This is a genomic window from Bifidobacterium sp. UTBIF-78 (genome assembly GCF_006408945.1).
GTDB classification, from domain to species: domain Bacteria; phylum Actinomycetota; class Actinomycetes; order Actinomycetales; family Bifidobacteriaceae; genus Bifidobacterium; species Bifidobacterium myosotis.
This window is the reverse complement of the sequence record NZ_JFAO01000004.1, coordinates 87,587-103,307: the sequence shown is the minus strand read 5'-3', so window position 1 is coordinate 103,307 and position 15,721 is coordinate 87,587. Positions and strand designations below refer to the sequence as shown.

Below are 15,721 nucleotides of genomic sequence, written 5' to 3'. Positions count from 1 at the left end.
GTGAGTCAACGCGCAGCCTCCAGCTCGTCGATCTTGCGGCGGAAGGAATCAAGATAGCGGTTCACCAGTCGCAGTATCGCCTGCTGGTCCTCGACCGGCATCTCGTCGAACACCTCGCTTTCGGCGCGTTCGACCGGCAGCACCCGCTCGCGCATCACACGCTCCCCCTGCGCGGTCAGATGCATGCGCATCTCCCGGCCTTCACCTTGGCGCAGTTCAATCAGTCCATCCTGAATCATCCTTCTGACGGACGAGTTCACGGTCTGCTTGTTCAGGCATGCATACCGGCACACGGCGGTCTGGGTACACCCCTCCCCCAGGACCAGCATCGCCCGCAGGATACCGTATGCACTGTCGGACAGCCCGCGCGCGATGGCTATCTCATGGTAGAGCCCATCGATCTGCCGATTCAGCCGATCGAACTCCCGCAAGGTCCCGTTCTGCCTGAATTCCATGATCACGCCTTCTGCCCACATGTCGAGTATGAAATCATACTCGCAGAGTAGTATGATTTCATACTCACGTCAACATCCCTGCCAAAATCAACATCAACAGTGCAGGAACCACGTTCCGACGTGGCCAAGAAGACAGCCTGCCCAGCCGCCATTGCAGACCACGCCACCTTCCGGCAATCCGCGCCCCACACACAGATCCGCAGCAATGTGAGACTCTTCCAAGAGCCGTGGAGTCCTCGGCATTTTTATGCAACATGACGTGGGCTGGAGATCCGCAAAACAGGTACCAGCCCATTGATGTCGCGCCGAACCCACACCCCAACCTAGGAACCTTACCCACACCCACTTCCTAGGTTCCTAGGTAACTTCCTAGGTTCAGGTTCAGGTTCAGGCTCAGGCTCAGGTTAGAGCATTTGGCACAGTCTCGGCTCCTACTCAGAAATGTCTACTCGGAAGCCACCAGCCGGTACCGGCGCTTGGGGCTGTACTTGGATCCGATACCCTCGACAAGATGCTCATCCATCAAACCGGACAGGTAGTCGCGGATGGTCTTCGGGGACACGCCTGCCGCGTTGGCCAGCTCGGATGTGCTGACGCTATTCCGCTCGGCCAGATACGAAAGAATCGCCTGGCGCAGGTTATCCCGCGAGTATGAGGTTCCTTCCTGTTCGGTCATCCTGCGATGCCCAAAGATAATGCGGAATTCGCTCAGCGAGCTCACCGGCACCGGTGGGTCCATGAGCGCGTCGGCAAGAGAACCCTCGATAATCGCGTACCCGGTGCCGCGATTCTCCACCACGCGACCGACCTGACCATCGACGTCCGTGTAGGGCACATCCTCCAGAATGCGCGAGAGGAACTGGTTTCGGGACTGGGTGCTGCCCTTTTTGCCAAGTTCGTCCACGGTCAACGGGCCGAACAAACCACCGGGATTGATGATCTCCAAACGATCCGGATACAGCTCCACACGCACCGGCGCTCCCTGCGCGTCCAGCGAGTAGTCACGGTGCATCAGGGCGTTCGCCACCGCCTCCCTGACTGCGGCGAGTGGATACTCCGGCACATCCTCGCGCAAAGCGCCCTTGACCACGGCACCGTGCCTGATGTTGCGGGACACCGCGCGCAACGTGGCGAGCAGCATGACCGGAATCGACCCGTCGATGTTCTGCGAATCGACGAACCTTCGACCGCCCGCCGCGACATCGCCCTTCACCGACGTGGGAAACGCCGAGAACACGATGTTCAGCCGGGGGAAGAACTTCTGCGGGAAAGCCCCCAACGCCATCAACCCGGCGACCGTGGGACGCAGTACACCCTGCGCATCGTAGGCCAGCACACGACGATTGACCATCAATTGCTCATCGCTCATGGACGCAGTGCCGCCAAACGATCCCCCTCGCTGGATGTTCAACCATCCATTCAACAGAGTCTGATCCAAATCATCCACTGTGGCCTCGTCGACGATGGCGACATCGTTGCGGGCCATCCGGTACTGGTTCTCCATGAACCGATCGATTTCATACATCGTCATCTTGTAGTCGCCATCGCCGGTGCGCAGATACGAACCCTTGGGTCTGCCGTCCTTGCGGATATAGCAAGGCTTCTGGCGCACATCCAGTTCAGGGATATTGGCGACGACCACCGGCTTGCCGCCGTGATGCAGTACAAAGATGTCGGCCATGATGGACGGGCTTATGCGGTCACGCGCCGCCTGCGCAAGCTGGCTCTGAAGCATCTTTACGTCCACATCCACCGAATCGAACGTCTTCTCGGAGATACCAAGAATGACCACGCCACCCGACGTGTTGGCGAACGCTACCATGGAATCCACCACGGAGGACGGAAAACCGCCCTTGGCATCCTTAATCTCATAATCGGCCAGATCGGTGTTGGCTTCGCGCATGGCATTCACCGCCACGGCCAAGTCATCGTCGGTAACGATCTTGGAGAACATGGAACCTCCCTGCACGCCGGAGAAGAACCTAGGAAGCAACCTAGGAAGCAACCTAGGAAGCAACCTAGGAACCCAAACCCTGCAACTTCCTAGGTTCAACAGTAGACTTCCTAGGTTCCAAGGTCAAGTTCCTAGGTATGCGGATTAATATGCAGACACATTGGAGTCTTGAACCTTGAAAACAAGCCAGAGAAAGCGTGCCTACACAGTTCCCACTAAGCGCACTTCGACAATCAACTGACGACGATTCGCTGAATTCAGCGTATTCAGCGCAGATTCAGCGAAAAGCAACATTGCGACGACACAGCCGACATGACGAAGTGCATGCGTCCGGCCACTGGGTGATGCCGTTACAGCCCGTCACGACACGCCGAGGACGTGGTAACAGGGGTGGTACGGCGAAGGCGCGAAGCTCGCGAACGACAAGCGGCAGTAAGGTTAAGCCCCGATGAAGGTTGGCGTCTCGTGTCCTCCGCCATAGTCCTTTTCCCACCCAAAGGAAAAGGGCTTTTTCATTGCCAGAACAGCGGTATTCCGACACCGATAATGGGAAAACCACTTGGACCGATGCACGGATGACTAATCTGGCAGAATCTCTCCGATGGAGAACAGCGCCGCGCTACCTCCAAGACTGACGCGCCCATCCGACACGGTCGCATGGATGGTGCCGCCGCGTTGGGAGGCCTGATAGGCAGTCAACCTGTCTCTGCCGAATCGCCTGCTCCAGTAGGGCAGGATATGGCAGTGGCCGGAACCGCAGACCGGGTCCTCATCGACGCCACATTTCGGCGCGAACGAGCGGGACACGCAGTCGAGCCCCGTTCCGGGATCGCCCGCAGCAGTGACGTTGACCAGCAGACCGGGTAACTCGTTGACCAGCGTCATGTCGGGTCGTATGCCGCGTACGATGCGTTCGTCACGCATCACGCACAGCAGGTCACGGCCGAGCCACGCCTCCACAGGACGCGCGCCAAGCGCCTGTTCCATCGCGTCGGTCACCGGCGTGGGCGCGAGATCGTAGGCGGGGAAGTCCATGGCGAAGACCTCGCCATCATCACCGCGAAACCGCGTGACCGTCAGTTGTCCACTCAGCGTGTGAAACCGAATGGTCTCGGCATCGGGTTCAACGAAGTGCATGATCACATAGGCGGAAGCGAGTGTGGCGTGCCCGCACAGGTCGATCTCGCCACCGGGAGTGAACCAGCGCAGGTGATATCCCTGTGGCTCGCGTACGATGAACGCGGTTTCCGAGAACCGGTTCTCCATCGCGATACTGGCCATGAGCTCCTCCGAAGGCCATGTCTCCGGCAGGCACACCGCCGCCGGGTTGCCTTTGAACACCTCGTCGGTGAACGCGTCCACCACATATTGCTTCATGCCCATCATCACGCTCCTTAGCGGGTTGGCTCCATTATGACACTGGACATTGCGGCACTGCCGGCGCTGCCGTTGTGCGATCCGCGCCCATGGGCAGAGCTCCGACGGATGTTCGGATGGAAGGTATCGTAACCACGCACGGATGCTCGCAATCATCAGAAAATGTGCATTCAACGAAGGATTCCGCAGGAACGCCTCGACGCCGAGGAGATCACCATCGAGGCGCAGGTCTACGCACGGTCCCTGTAAGAGAAGTGCGGGTTCCGCCAGGTCTCGCCGGAATTCCTAGAGGACGAAATTCCACATATCCAGATGAAGCTTTATTTTCAAGGGCGCCATGGCTGAAATCCGGTGCACTGAAATCTGGGGTCCTACAGCCCTACAATTGCTCTGCAATGAGCGGAATGAGCAGTATGACCGAAATGCATGGGATGAATGGCGAGAACGAGACCACGACAGGACGTACGAAGCCCGCGGCTCCTACCCTCACTGCTCCTACCCCCGCCTTGCTGGCGGCGCTGATTTTTCTGGTGGCGCTCAACCTGCGCCCTGCCATCGCGGCGGTGGGGCCGGTGCTGGTTCGCATCGGCAGCGATTTGGACTGGGGCGAGGGCACACTCGGTATGCTGGGCGCGATGCCCTTGTGGGCGTTTGCCGCGGTAAGCCCTCTGGTGCGGTTCGTCACCGCCCGCATCGGTGCCAACCGCACAATACTGGCGGCATTGCTGGTGCTTTCCATCGGATGCGTGGTTCGATCGTTCTGCGGCCCGGCCGGCGTATGGCTGGGCACATTGGCCGTGGGCGCAGGTATCGCCGCAGGCAATGTGCTGGTGCCGGTGGTCGCCAAACGCGACTACGAGAAGCACCTGCCGTTAGCCGTCGGCGCGTATTCGGCATGCATCACCGCGGGATCGGCCATCGCCGGACTCACCTCCGCCTCGCTGGCCGATTGGCTGGGCGGATGGCGTGGCGCATTGGCGGCGTGGGCGGTGCCGGCGGTGGTCGTGGCAGGATTGTGGACGGCGCGTGTGATTCGCGATCGCACAGACATCGAGGGTGCTGATCACACCACCGAACACACCACCGAATTCACCGCCGAACACGCCACGGACGCCATCAGCGAGCAACCGGCCCGTACCCGCCCGCAGATTGAAGTCGGCGTTCATCAGGACACCCCGCAGCATACCGGTCACGACACCGAAGCGGCCATCCATGTAAGCCACCCATCCGAAGGCACCCCGCTGTGGAGACGGCCGATGACCTGGTGGGTCACGATGTTCATGGGTCTACAGTCGGCGGCGTTCTACACGATGTGCAATTGGCTGCCGGCGGTAGCCTCGGCCGCAGGCTTCGACGATGCCGCAGCCGGCGTGCACCTCTTCGTGTTCCAGTCGCTCGGCATCCTCTCCGGTCTGCTCATCCCCGCGTTGATGCGAGTGCATGGCGACCAGCGCTGTGCCGCGCTCGTATCCAGCCTACCGATGGTGATCGCCGGCACAGGATGGATGCTGCTGCCCCATCTTTCATTGCTGTGGAGCGTGATCGGGGGCATGGGCCAGGGCGCGGCACTGGTGGTGGCGCTCACGCTGATCTCCCTGCGCGGAAGCACTCCGACCGAGACCGTCGCCCTCTCGGGCATAGCTCAATCGATCGGTTATCTGCTTGCCTCGGTCGGGCCGCTGGCGTTCGGCGCATTGGCCGAACTTACCGGAGGCCGATGGACTGCGCCGCTGATTCTGTTCACCACGCTCGCCGTCGCTCAGTGCGGAATCGCGTTGCTTGCCGGCCGCGACGCCTGATTCGTCGCTCATCAGGCGCGAGACGATTTCCAGCTCTCCGCCGTCGACTGGACTTCATCGAGCCCTGCGTCATTCGGACAGCAACTGCACGTAACGCTGCACTTCCTCGTCAAGCTGCTCATCGGTGATGGACAACATGCCATGAATCGCGAACGGCTTGGCGAACGTCATACCGACATGCTTGGCCGTAGTTTCCAACGGCTTGAGCAGTTCGGGACCGGTGACGCCGAACTCGCCCTCATGCGTGTACTTGGACTTGGCGCCGCCCACGGTGATGGCCAGCTGCAGCTCCTTGCCGTGCAGCTTGTCGCCGCCATGCCCATATGCCCAGCCGTGCTCAAGCACGAGATCCTCCCACTGCTTGAGCAACGCCGGCGTGGAATACCAGTAAAAGGGGAACTGCCAGACCACACAATCGGCCTCGAGCAACGCCTCCTGCTCGGCTTTGACATCGATGCCGAAATCGGGATAGAGCGCGTATTCGTCGCGTACGGTCACATTGTCGAGACTGCGCGCCGCGTCCGCCAGACGCTTGTTCGCGCGTGAACCTGATTCGAGATGCGGATGGAAGACAAGCAGCAACGTGTTCTTCGCCATGATGATTCCTTCACTTCTTCAGGCTTAACATAATCGTCGTTGCCATTGAAACAGCGTCGGCGCCCTGCCGTCCAATGTCACAGGACTATATCCGGCCATGCGTAGAACGTATCGGCAAGACGCCTGCCAACGTGCAAAGAGCGGCATCAAGGTATTGCCACAGGAGGCGCCGCCGTCATTGTCGTCTTTTGGCAAACGACAACAAGCCTGATTGAGCGCTGCGGCGTCACGCATCGGCTGCGCATCGGCCGCGCCTAGGTGTGCCGAACCGCGCCAAACCGCTTCGCACAGGACCCGCCAAAACGTCACCAGCGCACGGAGATACGTTCGCCAACATGCGCGTCATCCGTCGCAGCGGACAGCTCATCAACGATGGCGATGGCGTAGTCGGCGTAGCTGATCGCGCTCTCGCCGTCCGCGTTCGTGGTGAACTCCTCGCCGGTCAGCACGTACTTACCCGTACGAGGGCCATCAGCACGGAAGTCGGCGGCGGGCGAAACGTACGTCCACTTCACGTCGGAACGCTTGCGCAGTTCGGCGAGCGATTCGCCCATCGCGGTGGCCAGCGGCTTGAACGCCTCCGGGAATCCTTCGGACTGGCTCAGCTGCAGCGTGTGGGCGGCATCGAGGTACAGACTGCCCGCACCACCGACCACAATCAGGCGGGTATCGGTGCCGGAGAGGATGTCGGCCAGATGCTTGAGCGAGTCGGAATGCTGGTGCAGGGTTTCCGGCGCCCATGTACCGAACGCATCAACGACCGCGTCGAATCCGGCCAGATCGGCGGCGGCCAGGTCGAACAGATCCTTGGACAGAACGTGCTGGGCAGCGGTCTTGTTCTCGCCGCGCACGATTGCGGTCACGCTGAATCCGCGATCGACTGCCTCCTTGACGATGGCGCTTCCGGATTTGCCGTTGGCTGCGATAACTGCAATGTTCTTGGTCATGGTGAACTCCTTATCGGTCTGGCTAGTGGTCTGGTTAACGGTCCGTTTGTCCGTCTGATCACAACGATCTGGCTACCGGCCGGTCGTCGCGTACGCCTATTGACGCGCCCGCGATTCCCCGCTGACATGATTCACGATATTGAAGTACATCCCAAAAAGGAAGAAGGCACTCTAAAGTGCTATAGTTACCCAAAAGGAACTATTGAATGATTCCAACGATTCAGGACGGTACAATTATGATTGATGTCAACACACTACCGGCGTGTCCCGTGGAGACGACACTGACGCTCATCTCCGATAAGTGGAAGATCCTGATTGTCCGCGATTTGTTGGACGGCACCAAACGATTCAGCGAACTGCGCCGGTCAATCGGCAATATCTCGCAGAAAGTGCTCACTTCGAACCTGCGTCAGATGGAGGCTGACGGCCTTGTGCACCGCGAAGTGTACGCCGAAGTGCCGCCGCGCGTCGAATACTCGCTGACCGACACCGGCCGCAGCCTCAAAACTGTCATCGACGCCCTCTGGAACTGGGGCGAGGGCTACAAGGCCGCACTCACGGCCTAATAGCCTGTCTCACTCATGCATTGGGGATTTCAGCCCCTGCCGCTTCCCCAGTCATCGCCGTCAATCCTTCGCCAGGGGCCGATCGTCATCCAGACAATTGCGGACGGGCCACTGGCATCAATCAAGAGCGATGACTTCTCGAAAAAGGTTCATTGCCCGTAAGATTGCCGTGCGCTGACCGACAAGTGCTAACCGCCAAGTGCTAACCGCCGCACCCTGACCACCACATTCCCACCACCTGCCATAAGGAACCGCCCACCCACCATGACATCCCATCTTTCCGAAGCCGGACGCACACTGATTCCCCGCAAGGACGACCGCTACGGGCTGCTCTCCCCGGCTCTGGTGATTCTGACGTTCGTCGCCGGACTGGTGGATGCGCTGAGTTATCTGGCATTGGGCCATGTTTTCGTGGCGAACGTGACCGGCAACATCGTCTTTCTGGGATTCTCCATTGCGCACGCGCAGGGATTCGTCTGGTGGACGTCGGCGCTGACGTTGGTATCGTTCATGGTCGGGGCGCTGATCGGCGGGCGCATCATCCATTACTTTGGCAGGAACCGCGCCCGCCATCTGCTGGTGTCGACATGCGTGCAGATGACCTTCGTCGTCGCAGCGCTTGTCGGCATCTATCTGCTGAACCGTTTCGTGCCGGAACCGACGATGGGTGGAGCGGGCGCCGGAACCACACCGGCCGCGCAGGCCGCCGGGCAAGTCGCCGGACAGCCGAGTTTGAACTTCCCCACCGGCAGCCACATCGATCTGCACATCATCATGCTTATCGTGCTGCTCGCCCCGGCGATGGGCATCCAGAACTCCACCGCGCGCAAACTGTCGGTTCCTGATCTGCCCACCACCGTACTCACCATGACGCTGACCGGCGTCGTCGCCGATACGTCGGCCCACGGCCATGAGCAATCGAAACTGGGACGCCGCGCAGTGGTGATGACCGCGCTGGCGCTGGGCGCGCTGACCGGGGCGCTGCTGCAAACCAATGGCCACGAGGACGTGATCCTGATGGTGATGATCGCCTGTCTGCTGTCGGTCATCGCGATGATGATTCCGCACGTCCGCTCGGATGCGGCGTGGGTCACCGGGCGATGACCGACTGGACTGAACTGGCTGGCCGGCCGGCCTCGGCGACCTGGCGGACGTGCGGTCCGACGGACATGGTCATCGAGCGAAGCGTCGACTGACCGACCGGGCAGTGCCGACCAACCGGGCAGTGCCGACCGGACAGGCAGTGCCGACCGGACAGGCAGCGACGATTGGGCTGCGCCGCGTGGTCATCAACGCGCAGCTCTTACCTGAACCTTACTTCTTGGAGGCGTTGACGGCGTCAACGGCCTTCTGCAAGGAGGCGGTGTGGGTCTTGTACCAGTCGATCTGCTCGTTGAGCTTGTCGGTCGCGGCCTGATAGCCCTTGGTGTCCTCGGCCATGCAACCCTCGTATTCCGGGGTTTCGGCACCCAGTTCCTTGTTCAGGGCGTCGAGCGTGGAGGAGTCCTTGACGTCCTTCTCGGTGAGGGCGGCAGCTGCGGACGCATCGCCGTTGACAAGGTTGTTGTAGTCGTTGGTGGCGTTGCGCATCTCCTCAGAAGCGGTGGCGCAAGCGGCGACTGCGTTGCTGTACTGCGCGTCGGAGTAGGCCCGGTAGCCGAACACTGCAGCGATGGCGACCACGGCCACCACCACGACCACGATGACGGCGGCGGCCCACTTCGGCAGGCCCTTCTTCTTGGCGGTATCGGCGGCGTTGGCGGCAGCGTTGGACTGGAAGTTTTCGGCAGTGTTCTGCGCGGCATTCTGGTTCTCAGCGGACATGTTCTTCTCCTTTGCTGTGCTCTGATGTTCAGTGGGGTTGGCGCGAATCGGCGGCAACCCGTTAGGCAACGGGCATCTACAGTAACGGAAACGCCGCGAAACGCGAATCCGAGCCAGCGAACGTGGCACAAATCATGTCACAGATTGAATGGATTATGGATTGAATGGATTGAACGGAGACGCTGGTTCCCGCCTAACATGCCGTGCCGTGTAAACGTGACGCCCGACTACTCCTCACCCCCCGATTCACAGGGCCGGAGCCGCCGATAGGGAGACCAAGAGCTAACGGTCTGTCTCGTTAATAACTGAGGGCTTTACCTTTTTCTTCCCCGGCCAGCTTCGCGGACAGCCCACCGTCAGAGAGGGCGGATACCACTCAAGTAACGGCGAAACAGACCCTAGTATGTCAATTCTTGTTTTGCAGAGTTAAAACAAAAACCCTCGCAAAACTTGCGAGGGTCATTGGCTGGGGTGCCTGGACTCGAACCAAGAATGGCTGAACCAGAATCAGCTGTGTTGCCAATTACACCACACCCCAATTTGGCTGGCGTAGCAACTCCGAAGAGTTGTTCGTCGTACCCCCAACCGGATTTGAACCGGTGTTGGCGCCGTGAGAGGGCGTAGTCCTAGACCGCTAGACGATGGGGGCTTATTCAGTTTTCACTGGCTGCTCGGCGAACCGCGCAACAGGTGTATATATTACACGCCGAACTCTTGAATGCAAATCACGGCGTGTCGCCAGTATTTGCAAGGATTTCCGCCAATCAGGTGCAGTGACCCCGGCGCTGCAAAAGTTCCTATAGCCCGAACCAAGAGCACCGCAAAATTCCTATAACCTTATGCCGGCGGAAAAACAAAAAGACCCCGGAGGAACCGGGGTCTTCAGTCGTACCCCCAACCGGATTTGAACCGGTGTTGGCGCCGTGAGAGGGCGTAGTCCTAGACCGCTAGACGATGGGGGCATATTCAGTTTTCACTGGCCGCGACGCGAACCGCAACGACTGAATAATATACGGGAACCGTCCACAGCCGTCAACTACGGCGTGTCACATTGTGATTGCTCAGTTGACAAGGCGTGCAACGCATGGCACTTCACAGCACAATCGCCCTTCAATCATGTCAGGTCATTCATTAGGTTGATTAGTCACTCCTCTGGTAGGTAGCGCCCGAGAGACACCCGCGGAAACCCGCCATATCAACGGCTGACACGACGGGTCACCTACCAAATGAACGTCAAATCCACCAAACGAATGCATGCGTTCGTCGCTTCGAACAGTAGGGGTAGGGAGACAGAGGCGGTACTTCGAATATGCTAAAGGCGGGCATCCGCAATCATACGGATGCCCGCCTTTAACTCCCATCAGTCAGCTTTCGCCCGACAGCCCCTCGCAGAGGGTAGCCAAGGGCAGGCGGAAGCCCATCGTACTTACCGGATTCCAGCTTCCCTCCTCTGAGGGAGCCAGGATGAGGCTCACAGATGAGCGCGCAGTCCCTTGAGACGTGCGACAGTGAGCGGCTTGCCCACAATCTCCATCGACTCGAACAGCGGCGGGGAGACGCGACGGCCAGACATGGCCACACGAACCGGGCCGAAGGCGAGACGCGGCTTGTAGCCACCGTCCTCCACCAAGGCCTTGTTCAGCGTTTCGTGCAGGTGGTCGGTCTTCCAGTCGGCCTCGTCCACGCCTTCGAGCGCGGCGATGGCGGCGTCGAGCACTTCGCCGGCGGAGTCCTTGAGCTGCTTGCGGGCATCGTCGGCGGGTTCCAGATATTCCTCGGTGGAGAGGAGCGACCCGACCATGCCGGCCACCTCGCCCAGCAGACGTACACGCGGCTGGACCAGCGGTGCGGCGGCGGTCAGAATCTCCTGCTCACGGGCGGTCAGGGCGTCCCAGTCGTCGGCGGAGACCACGCCGTCGCGCTTGAGGTACGGCACGGAACGGCGCAGGAAGTCGGCCGGGTCAAGCATACGGATGTGCTCGGCGTTGATGGAGATGGCCTTGTCAAGGTCGAAGCGGGCCGGGTTGGCCTTGACGTCGCGCACGTCGAACTTGGCGATCATCTCATCCATCGTGAACACGTCGCGGTCCGGAGCGATGGACCAGCCGAGCAGGGCCAGGTAGTTGAGCAGGCCCTCGCGGATGAAGCCGGCGTCGCGGTGGTTGAACAGGTTGGATTCCGGATCGCGCTTGGAGAGCTTCTTGTTGCCCTGGCCCATCACGTACGGCATGTGGCCGAACAGCGGGGTGGTCTTGGCGATGCCGAGCGCCTCGAGGTAACGGTAAAGCACGATCTGGCGCGGGGTGGAGCTGAGCAGGTCCTCGCCGCGCAGCACCACGTTGATGTCCATCATCGCGTCGTCCACCGGATTGGTGAGCGTGTACAGGGCGTCGCCGTTCGGGCGCACGATCACGTAGTCCGGCACGGAACCGGCCTTGAATTCGATGCGGCCACGGATGAGGTCGTCAAAAGCGATGTCCTCGTCGGGCATGCGGATACGCAGCGCAGGCTTGCGGCCCTCGGCGCGGAAGGCGGCCTTCTGCTCCTCGGTGAGGTCACGGTCGTAGCCGTCGTAGCCGAACTCGGCCGGGCGTCCGGCGGCGATGTTGCGCTCCTTGATTTCCTCCGGGGTGGAGAAGGACTCGTAGGCGTAGCCGGCCTCGAGCAGCTTGGCGGCAACGTCCTTGTAGATGTCGGTGCGCTCGGACTGGCGGTACGGGCCATGGGGGCCGCCCACGTCGATGCCCTCGTCCCAGTCGATGCCGAGCCAGCGCAGGGCCTCGAGGATCTGGTTGTAGCTTTCCTCGGAGTCGCGGGCGGCGTCGGTGTCCTCGATACGGAAGATCAGCTTGCCGCCGGTGGCGCGGGCCTCGGCCCAGTTGAACAGTGCGGTGCGGACCATGCCCACATGCGGGGTGCCGGTCGGCGACGGGCAGAAGCGGACGCGAACGTTCGCGGGGAGTTCGGGTTTGGTGTTTTCAGCATCAGTCATAAGCACCCACTTTAGAACTGCCCTTGGGCAGAATTCCGCCAATCCGTTGCGATGGCCGGGAAACGGCTTGGTGGAGCCGTTTTCTGGGGATGCAAGGGCGAGAGGCGAGGGGGCGAGGGGGCGAGACACCTTCTCTCAACCCTCCCCATACACGGAATGACCTGGATGTTGCCGATGGTAATGGCGCCGTCGTCTCAGCCCTCTCATACACGGGACGACCGGAATCCCACACCGAATGCAAGCCGATCCCGCGGGCATGTAGCCTAAGGCGACCGGACCTCCGTTTGGCTGCATGGCGGAGTTGAATGCCATGCCCTTGCCGCATGCCACCATCGTCGCCACCACTGCCGCCGGAACTTGCCGGAGCCGCCGCGGAACACTGTCGCCGGTGTCACCGCCATTGTTGGAGCCGCCGTGGATTCACGGGCAGCACATTCCGCAAACGGCGGGCACCGATTTCTCAATTCCCGCTCCGCAAATATGCCACAGCACCGTCGCAGCCAAGCCAACGTATGGCCGGATGAACGCGCTGACTCTCAATCCGCTATCGCCAACGAGCCAGCAGCTGGCTCTTTGGCACCGCTAACTCGCTTAGCGTCGCCAAAAAGCCAGACCCTGGCTCTTCTACGCCGAAAATCATGTTCTACGCATCGCCAAATAGCCACCGGATGGCCTCACAACGCCGCTCACTCACTCAGTGGCGTCAACAAGCCATTCCATGGCCAAACGGCAACGCCAAATATCATCCCAGAATCACCAAATAGCCACGCACTGGCTCGCCGGCACCGCTGACGCCCTCAGCGTCGCCAAAAAGCCAGACCTTGGCTCTCCCACACCGAAGCAATTGTCAGCAGGCCAGCCCGGCGAACAGGACGGCCCAATCCTGAGCCTGGGAATCGTCTTCGCGGGAGTCGTGTCGCTCGGTGTTGGTGTCAAGGTTCATGTTCATCGTCGTTCCTTACTACATCGTTGTTCTCTATCGGTCTGCGCCGAAAGCATCATCGGCTTCCTCGGCCCCGTCTCCGCGACCGTGCGCATATAAGATTGATGTTAGCGCAAACAGTCACAATAAGCATCATTGGTACGTCTCATTCTGTATCGTTTTGATAACGATTGCGCGAATAACGCACAAATCTCGGTGGAATTCATCAGGCGAGCCGTTATCGGCCCCGCCCATACAGACGAACCCAGACGACGTCTATGGCGGACGCCGAGCACCAGCCCTGCCCGGCACCAGCCCTACCCGGCGACAGCCCTACCCGACACCAGCACAGGCGAATCCCCGGCAATATTCAGACGATATTCACTGCATATGTTGGGTTTTGGTGAAAAAGCTGGAAGAATGGAGCAGGACGACACAGTCCTGATGAAAGGGGAATCAATGACTGATCCCAACAATGCGCCGAACATCCCGAACGTGCCGCTGCCCGCGGCTCCCAACGGCGCAGCACCGAACGCATCAAATAATCCAAGCACGAACGCACAAAACCCGGCTTATCCGAGCACCTACCCAAGCTACGGCTCAGCACCATCCTACGGTCAGGCCCAGGGACAGAACGGTGATCCATACGCGGCCCAGAACCAGCAGTATGCGTATGCGCCGCAATACGGCGCCCCCACAGACCCGCAGGCGCCCGCCGGTCAACCGCAGTATGGCGCTCCGGCATCGACGACTCCGGCGACCCCCGTACCGCCCACTCCGTCCGCACCGTACGGCCCGGCAGCAGGAGGCAATCCGTACGACGGACAGAATCCGTACGGCAACCAGAACATCTACAATCAGGCCCCGCCGTCCTACAACCAGTACTCCCAGTTCGCCGCGCCATCCGCCGGCATGACGACCGGCGTCATCCCACTGGACCAGCCCTACTACGGCTGTCCGTTCCCGGAGGCGTTCCTGCGCTTCTGGAAGAAGTACGTGGTGTTCACCGGCCGCGCCTCCCGCAGCGAATACTGGTGGTGGACCTTGGCCGCCCTGGGCATCAACATCGTTCTGGGCATCATCGCCGATGTCTCGGATGACAAGCTCGCTTTCCTGACCGGCATCTGGAGTCTGGCGGTCTTCATACCGGGACTCGCGGTGTCCGTACGACGTCTGCACGACATCAACAAATCCGGTTGGTGGCTTGCCGCGCTCTACGGTGTCATGGTCATCGGCGTCATCCTCATGATCGCGGGCGGCGGTGCCGCGCTGTTCGGCGGCTTCCTCGGCTTCTCGCACGGCGACTACAACAACGTCTATGGAGCGGCCGCCGCAGGAGGATTCGGCATCATGGTGATCGGGTGGCTGGCGATCATGATTGCCAGCATCGTGCTCCTCGTGTTCATGTGCCTGCCGAGCAAGCCGGAAGGCGCGCGCTTCGACGCGCAGCCCGGCGCCGGCAATGCCGCGTTCGGCGCTCCCGCTGCCCCCGCGTACGGCCAGCCGGCAGCCGCGGCTCCTTACGCGGCCCCGACCTCAACGCCGAACAACGGATATGACCCGAACTACGGTTCGACGGCCTCCGCATACAGCCAGCCGACCGCGCCGAGCCCGTTCGACGCCGCGCCGACTGGCGCACCGACGGCACCGGAGACCCCGGCCCCGGCATACGGCCAGCAGCCCTTCTCGACTCCCGCATATGGGCAGAACGCCGCACCGGTCTCGCCGTCCGCGACGCCGTCCGTTCCGTTCGGGTCAGGCACTCCGGACGCATCGTCCGCCCCGCTGCCGGAATACGGCCAGCCTGTCCCGCCGGCCCCGACGGTCCCGGCATCGGTAACGCCGCAATCCACCGCGACTCCGACGGTTCCGGCCTCCGCGACGTACAGTCCTTCCGCAGCACCGGCCGAGGAACCGGTCAGCGACGAGACCGTGCTGTCCCCGCATGCGCCGGTCTCCCCCGAGGATGACAACGCCGCCCAGAAGCCGTGGCAGGGCCAATAACGGCGGACCGCCAAACACCGTCGCACAACAATAAGCAACAAACAACAATTGGGGTCTGTATCAGTGCATCAATCGCAGGTACAGACCCCAATTGCATATCCATCTCAGCGGCATGAGCAGCGGCATGAGATTCTGCAAAAACCGCAACGTCAATCCACGCTCACGACACACACAAGCACAGGACACGCCAGCCGGTCAGCGTAGGCCCATCACCACTGGTCAATGCCAGTTGTGCTTGATGGCGAATCGGCGGCTCATGTCTCCAGTCCACCGCAAGTCAGGAC

The 15,721-nt window shown here is 61.0% G+C and carries 11 protein-coding genes and 3 tRNA genes; 4 read left to right on the top strand and 10 right to left on the bottom strand.

The features are described from left to right. Window positions 1-5: 5 nt before the first annotated feature. From BG22_RS01490 to BG22_RS01480, 3 genes are all read right to left on the bottom strand, one after another. Complete coding sequence (locus BG22_RS01490) at window positions 6-455, bottom strand: MarR family winged helix-turn-helix transcriptional regulator (RefSeq protein ID WP_140492453.1); 450 nt, start codon at window positions 453-455, stop codon at window positions 6-8. A 445-nt stretch (window positions 456-900) separates the two neighbouring features. After that, on the bottom strand, window positions 901-2,409 hold the full coding sequence (locus BG22_RS01485) for an ATP-binding protein (protein WP_140492451.1): 1,509 nt from the start codon (window positions 2,407-2,409) through the stop codon (window positions 901-903). A gap of 579 nt (window positions 2,410-2,988) precedes the next feature. Next, entirely contained in the window at window positions 2,989-3,795 is an 807-nt protein-coding gene (locus BG22_RS01480) for a PhzF family phenazine biosynthesis protein (protein WP_219846922.1), read from the bottom strand. A 404-nt stretch (window positions 3,796-4,199) separates the two neighbouring features. Here BG22_RS01480 and BG22_RS01475 point away from each other — a divergent pair, with 404 nt between their 5' ends. Further along, entirely contained in the window at window positions 4,200-5,585 is a 1,386-nt protein-coding gene (locus tag BG22_RS01475) for an MFS transporter (RefSeq protein WP_258186156.1), read from the top strand. A 69-nt stretch (window positions 5,586-5,654) separates the two neighbouring features. Here BG22_RS01475 and BG22_RS01470 read toward each other — a convergent pair whose 3' ends face one another. Together BG22_RS01470 and BG22_RS01465 are read right to left on the bottom strand one after the other, a co-directional pair. Beyond that, the gene (locus BG22_RS01470) at window positions 5,655-6,182 is read right to left on the bottom strand and encodes an NAD(P)H-dependent oxidoreductase (protein ID WP_140492449.1); all 528 of its coding nucleotides are present in this window, start codon (window positions 6,180-6,182) and stop codon (window positions 5,655-5,657) included. 305 nt (window positions 6,183-6,487) lie between these two features. Further along, window positions 6,488-7,129 (bottom strand): SDR family oxidoreductase, encoded by a 642-nt coding sequence (locus BG22_RS01465; RefSeq protein ID WP_140492447.1) that lies wholly within the window; start codon window positions 7,127-7,129, stop codon window positions 6,488-6,490. 206 nt (window positions 7,130-7,335) lie between these two features. On the opposite strand from BG22_RS01465, the gene BG22_RS01460 reads away from it, so the two are divergent. Together BG22_RS01460 and BG22_RS01455 are read left to right on the top strand one after the other, a co-directional pair. Next, on the top strand, window positions 7,336-7,695 hold the full coding sequence (locus BG22_RS01460) for a helix-turn-helix domain-containing protein (protein ID WP_094667874.1): 360 nt from the start codon (window positions 7,336-7,338) through the stop codon (window positions 7,693-7,695). Window positions 7,696-7,959: 264 nt separating this feature from the next. After that, a complete protein-coding gene (locus tag BG22_RS01455) occupies window positions 7,960-8,799 on the top strand; it encodes a YoaK family protein (RefSeq protein ID WP_140492445.1) in 840 nt (279 codons plus the stop codon). 210 nt (window positions 8,800-9,009) lie between these two features. Here BG22_RS01455 and BG22_RS01450 read toward each other — a convergent pair whose 3' ends face one another. From BG22_RS01450 to gltX, 5 genes are all read right to left on the bottom strand, one after another. Further along, window positions 9,010-9,519: a hypothetical protein gene (locus BG22_RS01450; RefSeq protein WP_140492443.1), complete on the bottom strand. Its 510-nt coding sequence runs from the start codon at window positions 9,517-9,519 to the stop codon at window positions 9,010-9,012. Window positions 9,520-9,982: 463 nt separating this feature from the next. Further along, window positions 9,983-10,057: transfer RNA gene (locus tag BG22_RS01445), tRNA-Gln, on the bottom strand. A gap of 38 nt (window positions 10,058-10,095) precedes the next feature. Then, window positions 10,096-10,168 (bottom strand) — tRNA-Glu (locus tag BG22_RS01440). 240 nt (window positions 10,169-10,408) lie between these two features. Further along, window positions 10,409-10,481, bottom strand: a tRNA-Glu gene (locus BG22_RS01435). Between the two features lie 509 nt (window positions 10,482-10,990). Further along, window positions 10,991-12,511 (bottom strand): glutamate--tRNA ligase, encoded by a 1,521-nt coding sequence (gene gltX / locus BG22_RS01430; protein ID WP_094667876.1) that lies wholly within the window; start codon window positions 12,509-12,511, stop codon window positions 10,991-10,993. A 1,381-nt stretch (window positions 12,512-13,892) separates the two neighbouring features. Here gltX and BG22_RS01425 point away from each other — a divergent pair. After that, complete coding sequence (locus tag BG22_RS01425; protein ID WP_233428211.1) at window positions 13,893-15,437, top strand: DUF805 domain-containing protein; 1,545 nt, start codon at window positions 13,893-13,895, stop codon at window positions 15,435-15,437. Window positions 15,438-15,721 lie beyond the last annotated feature (284 nt).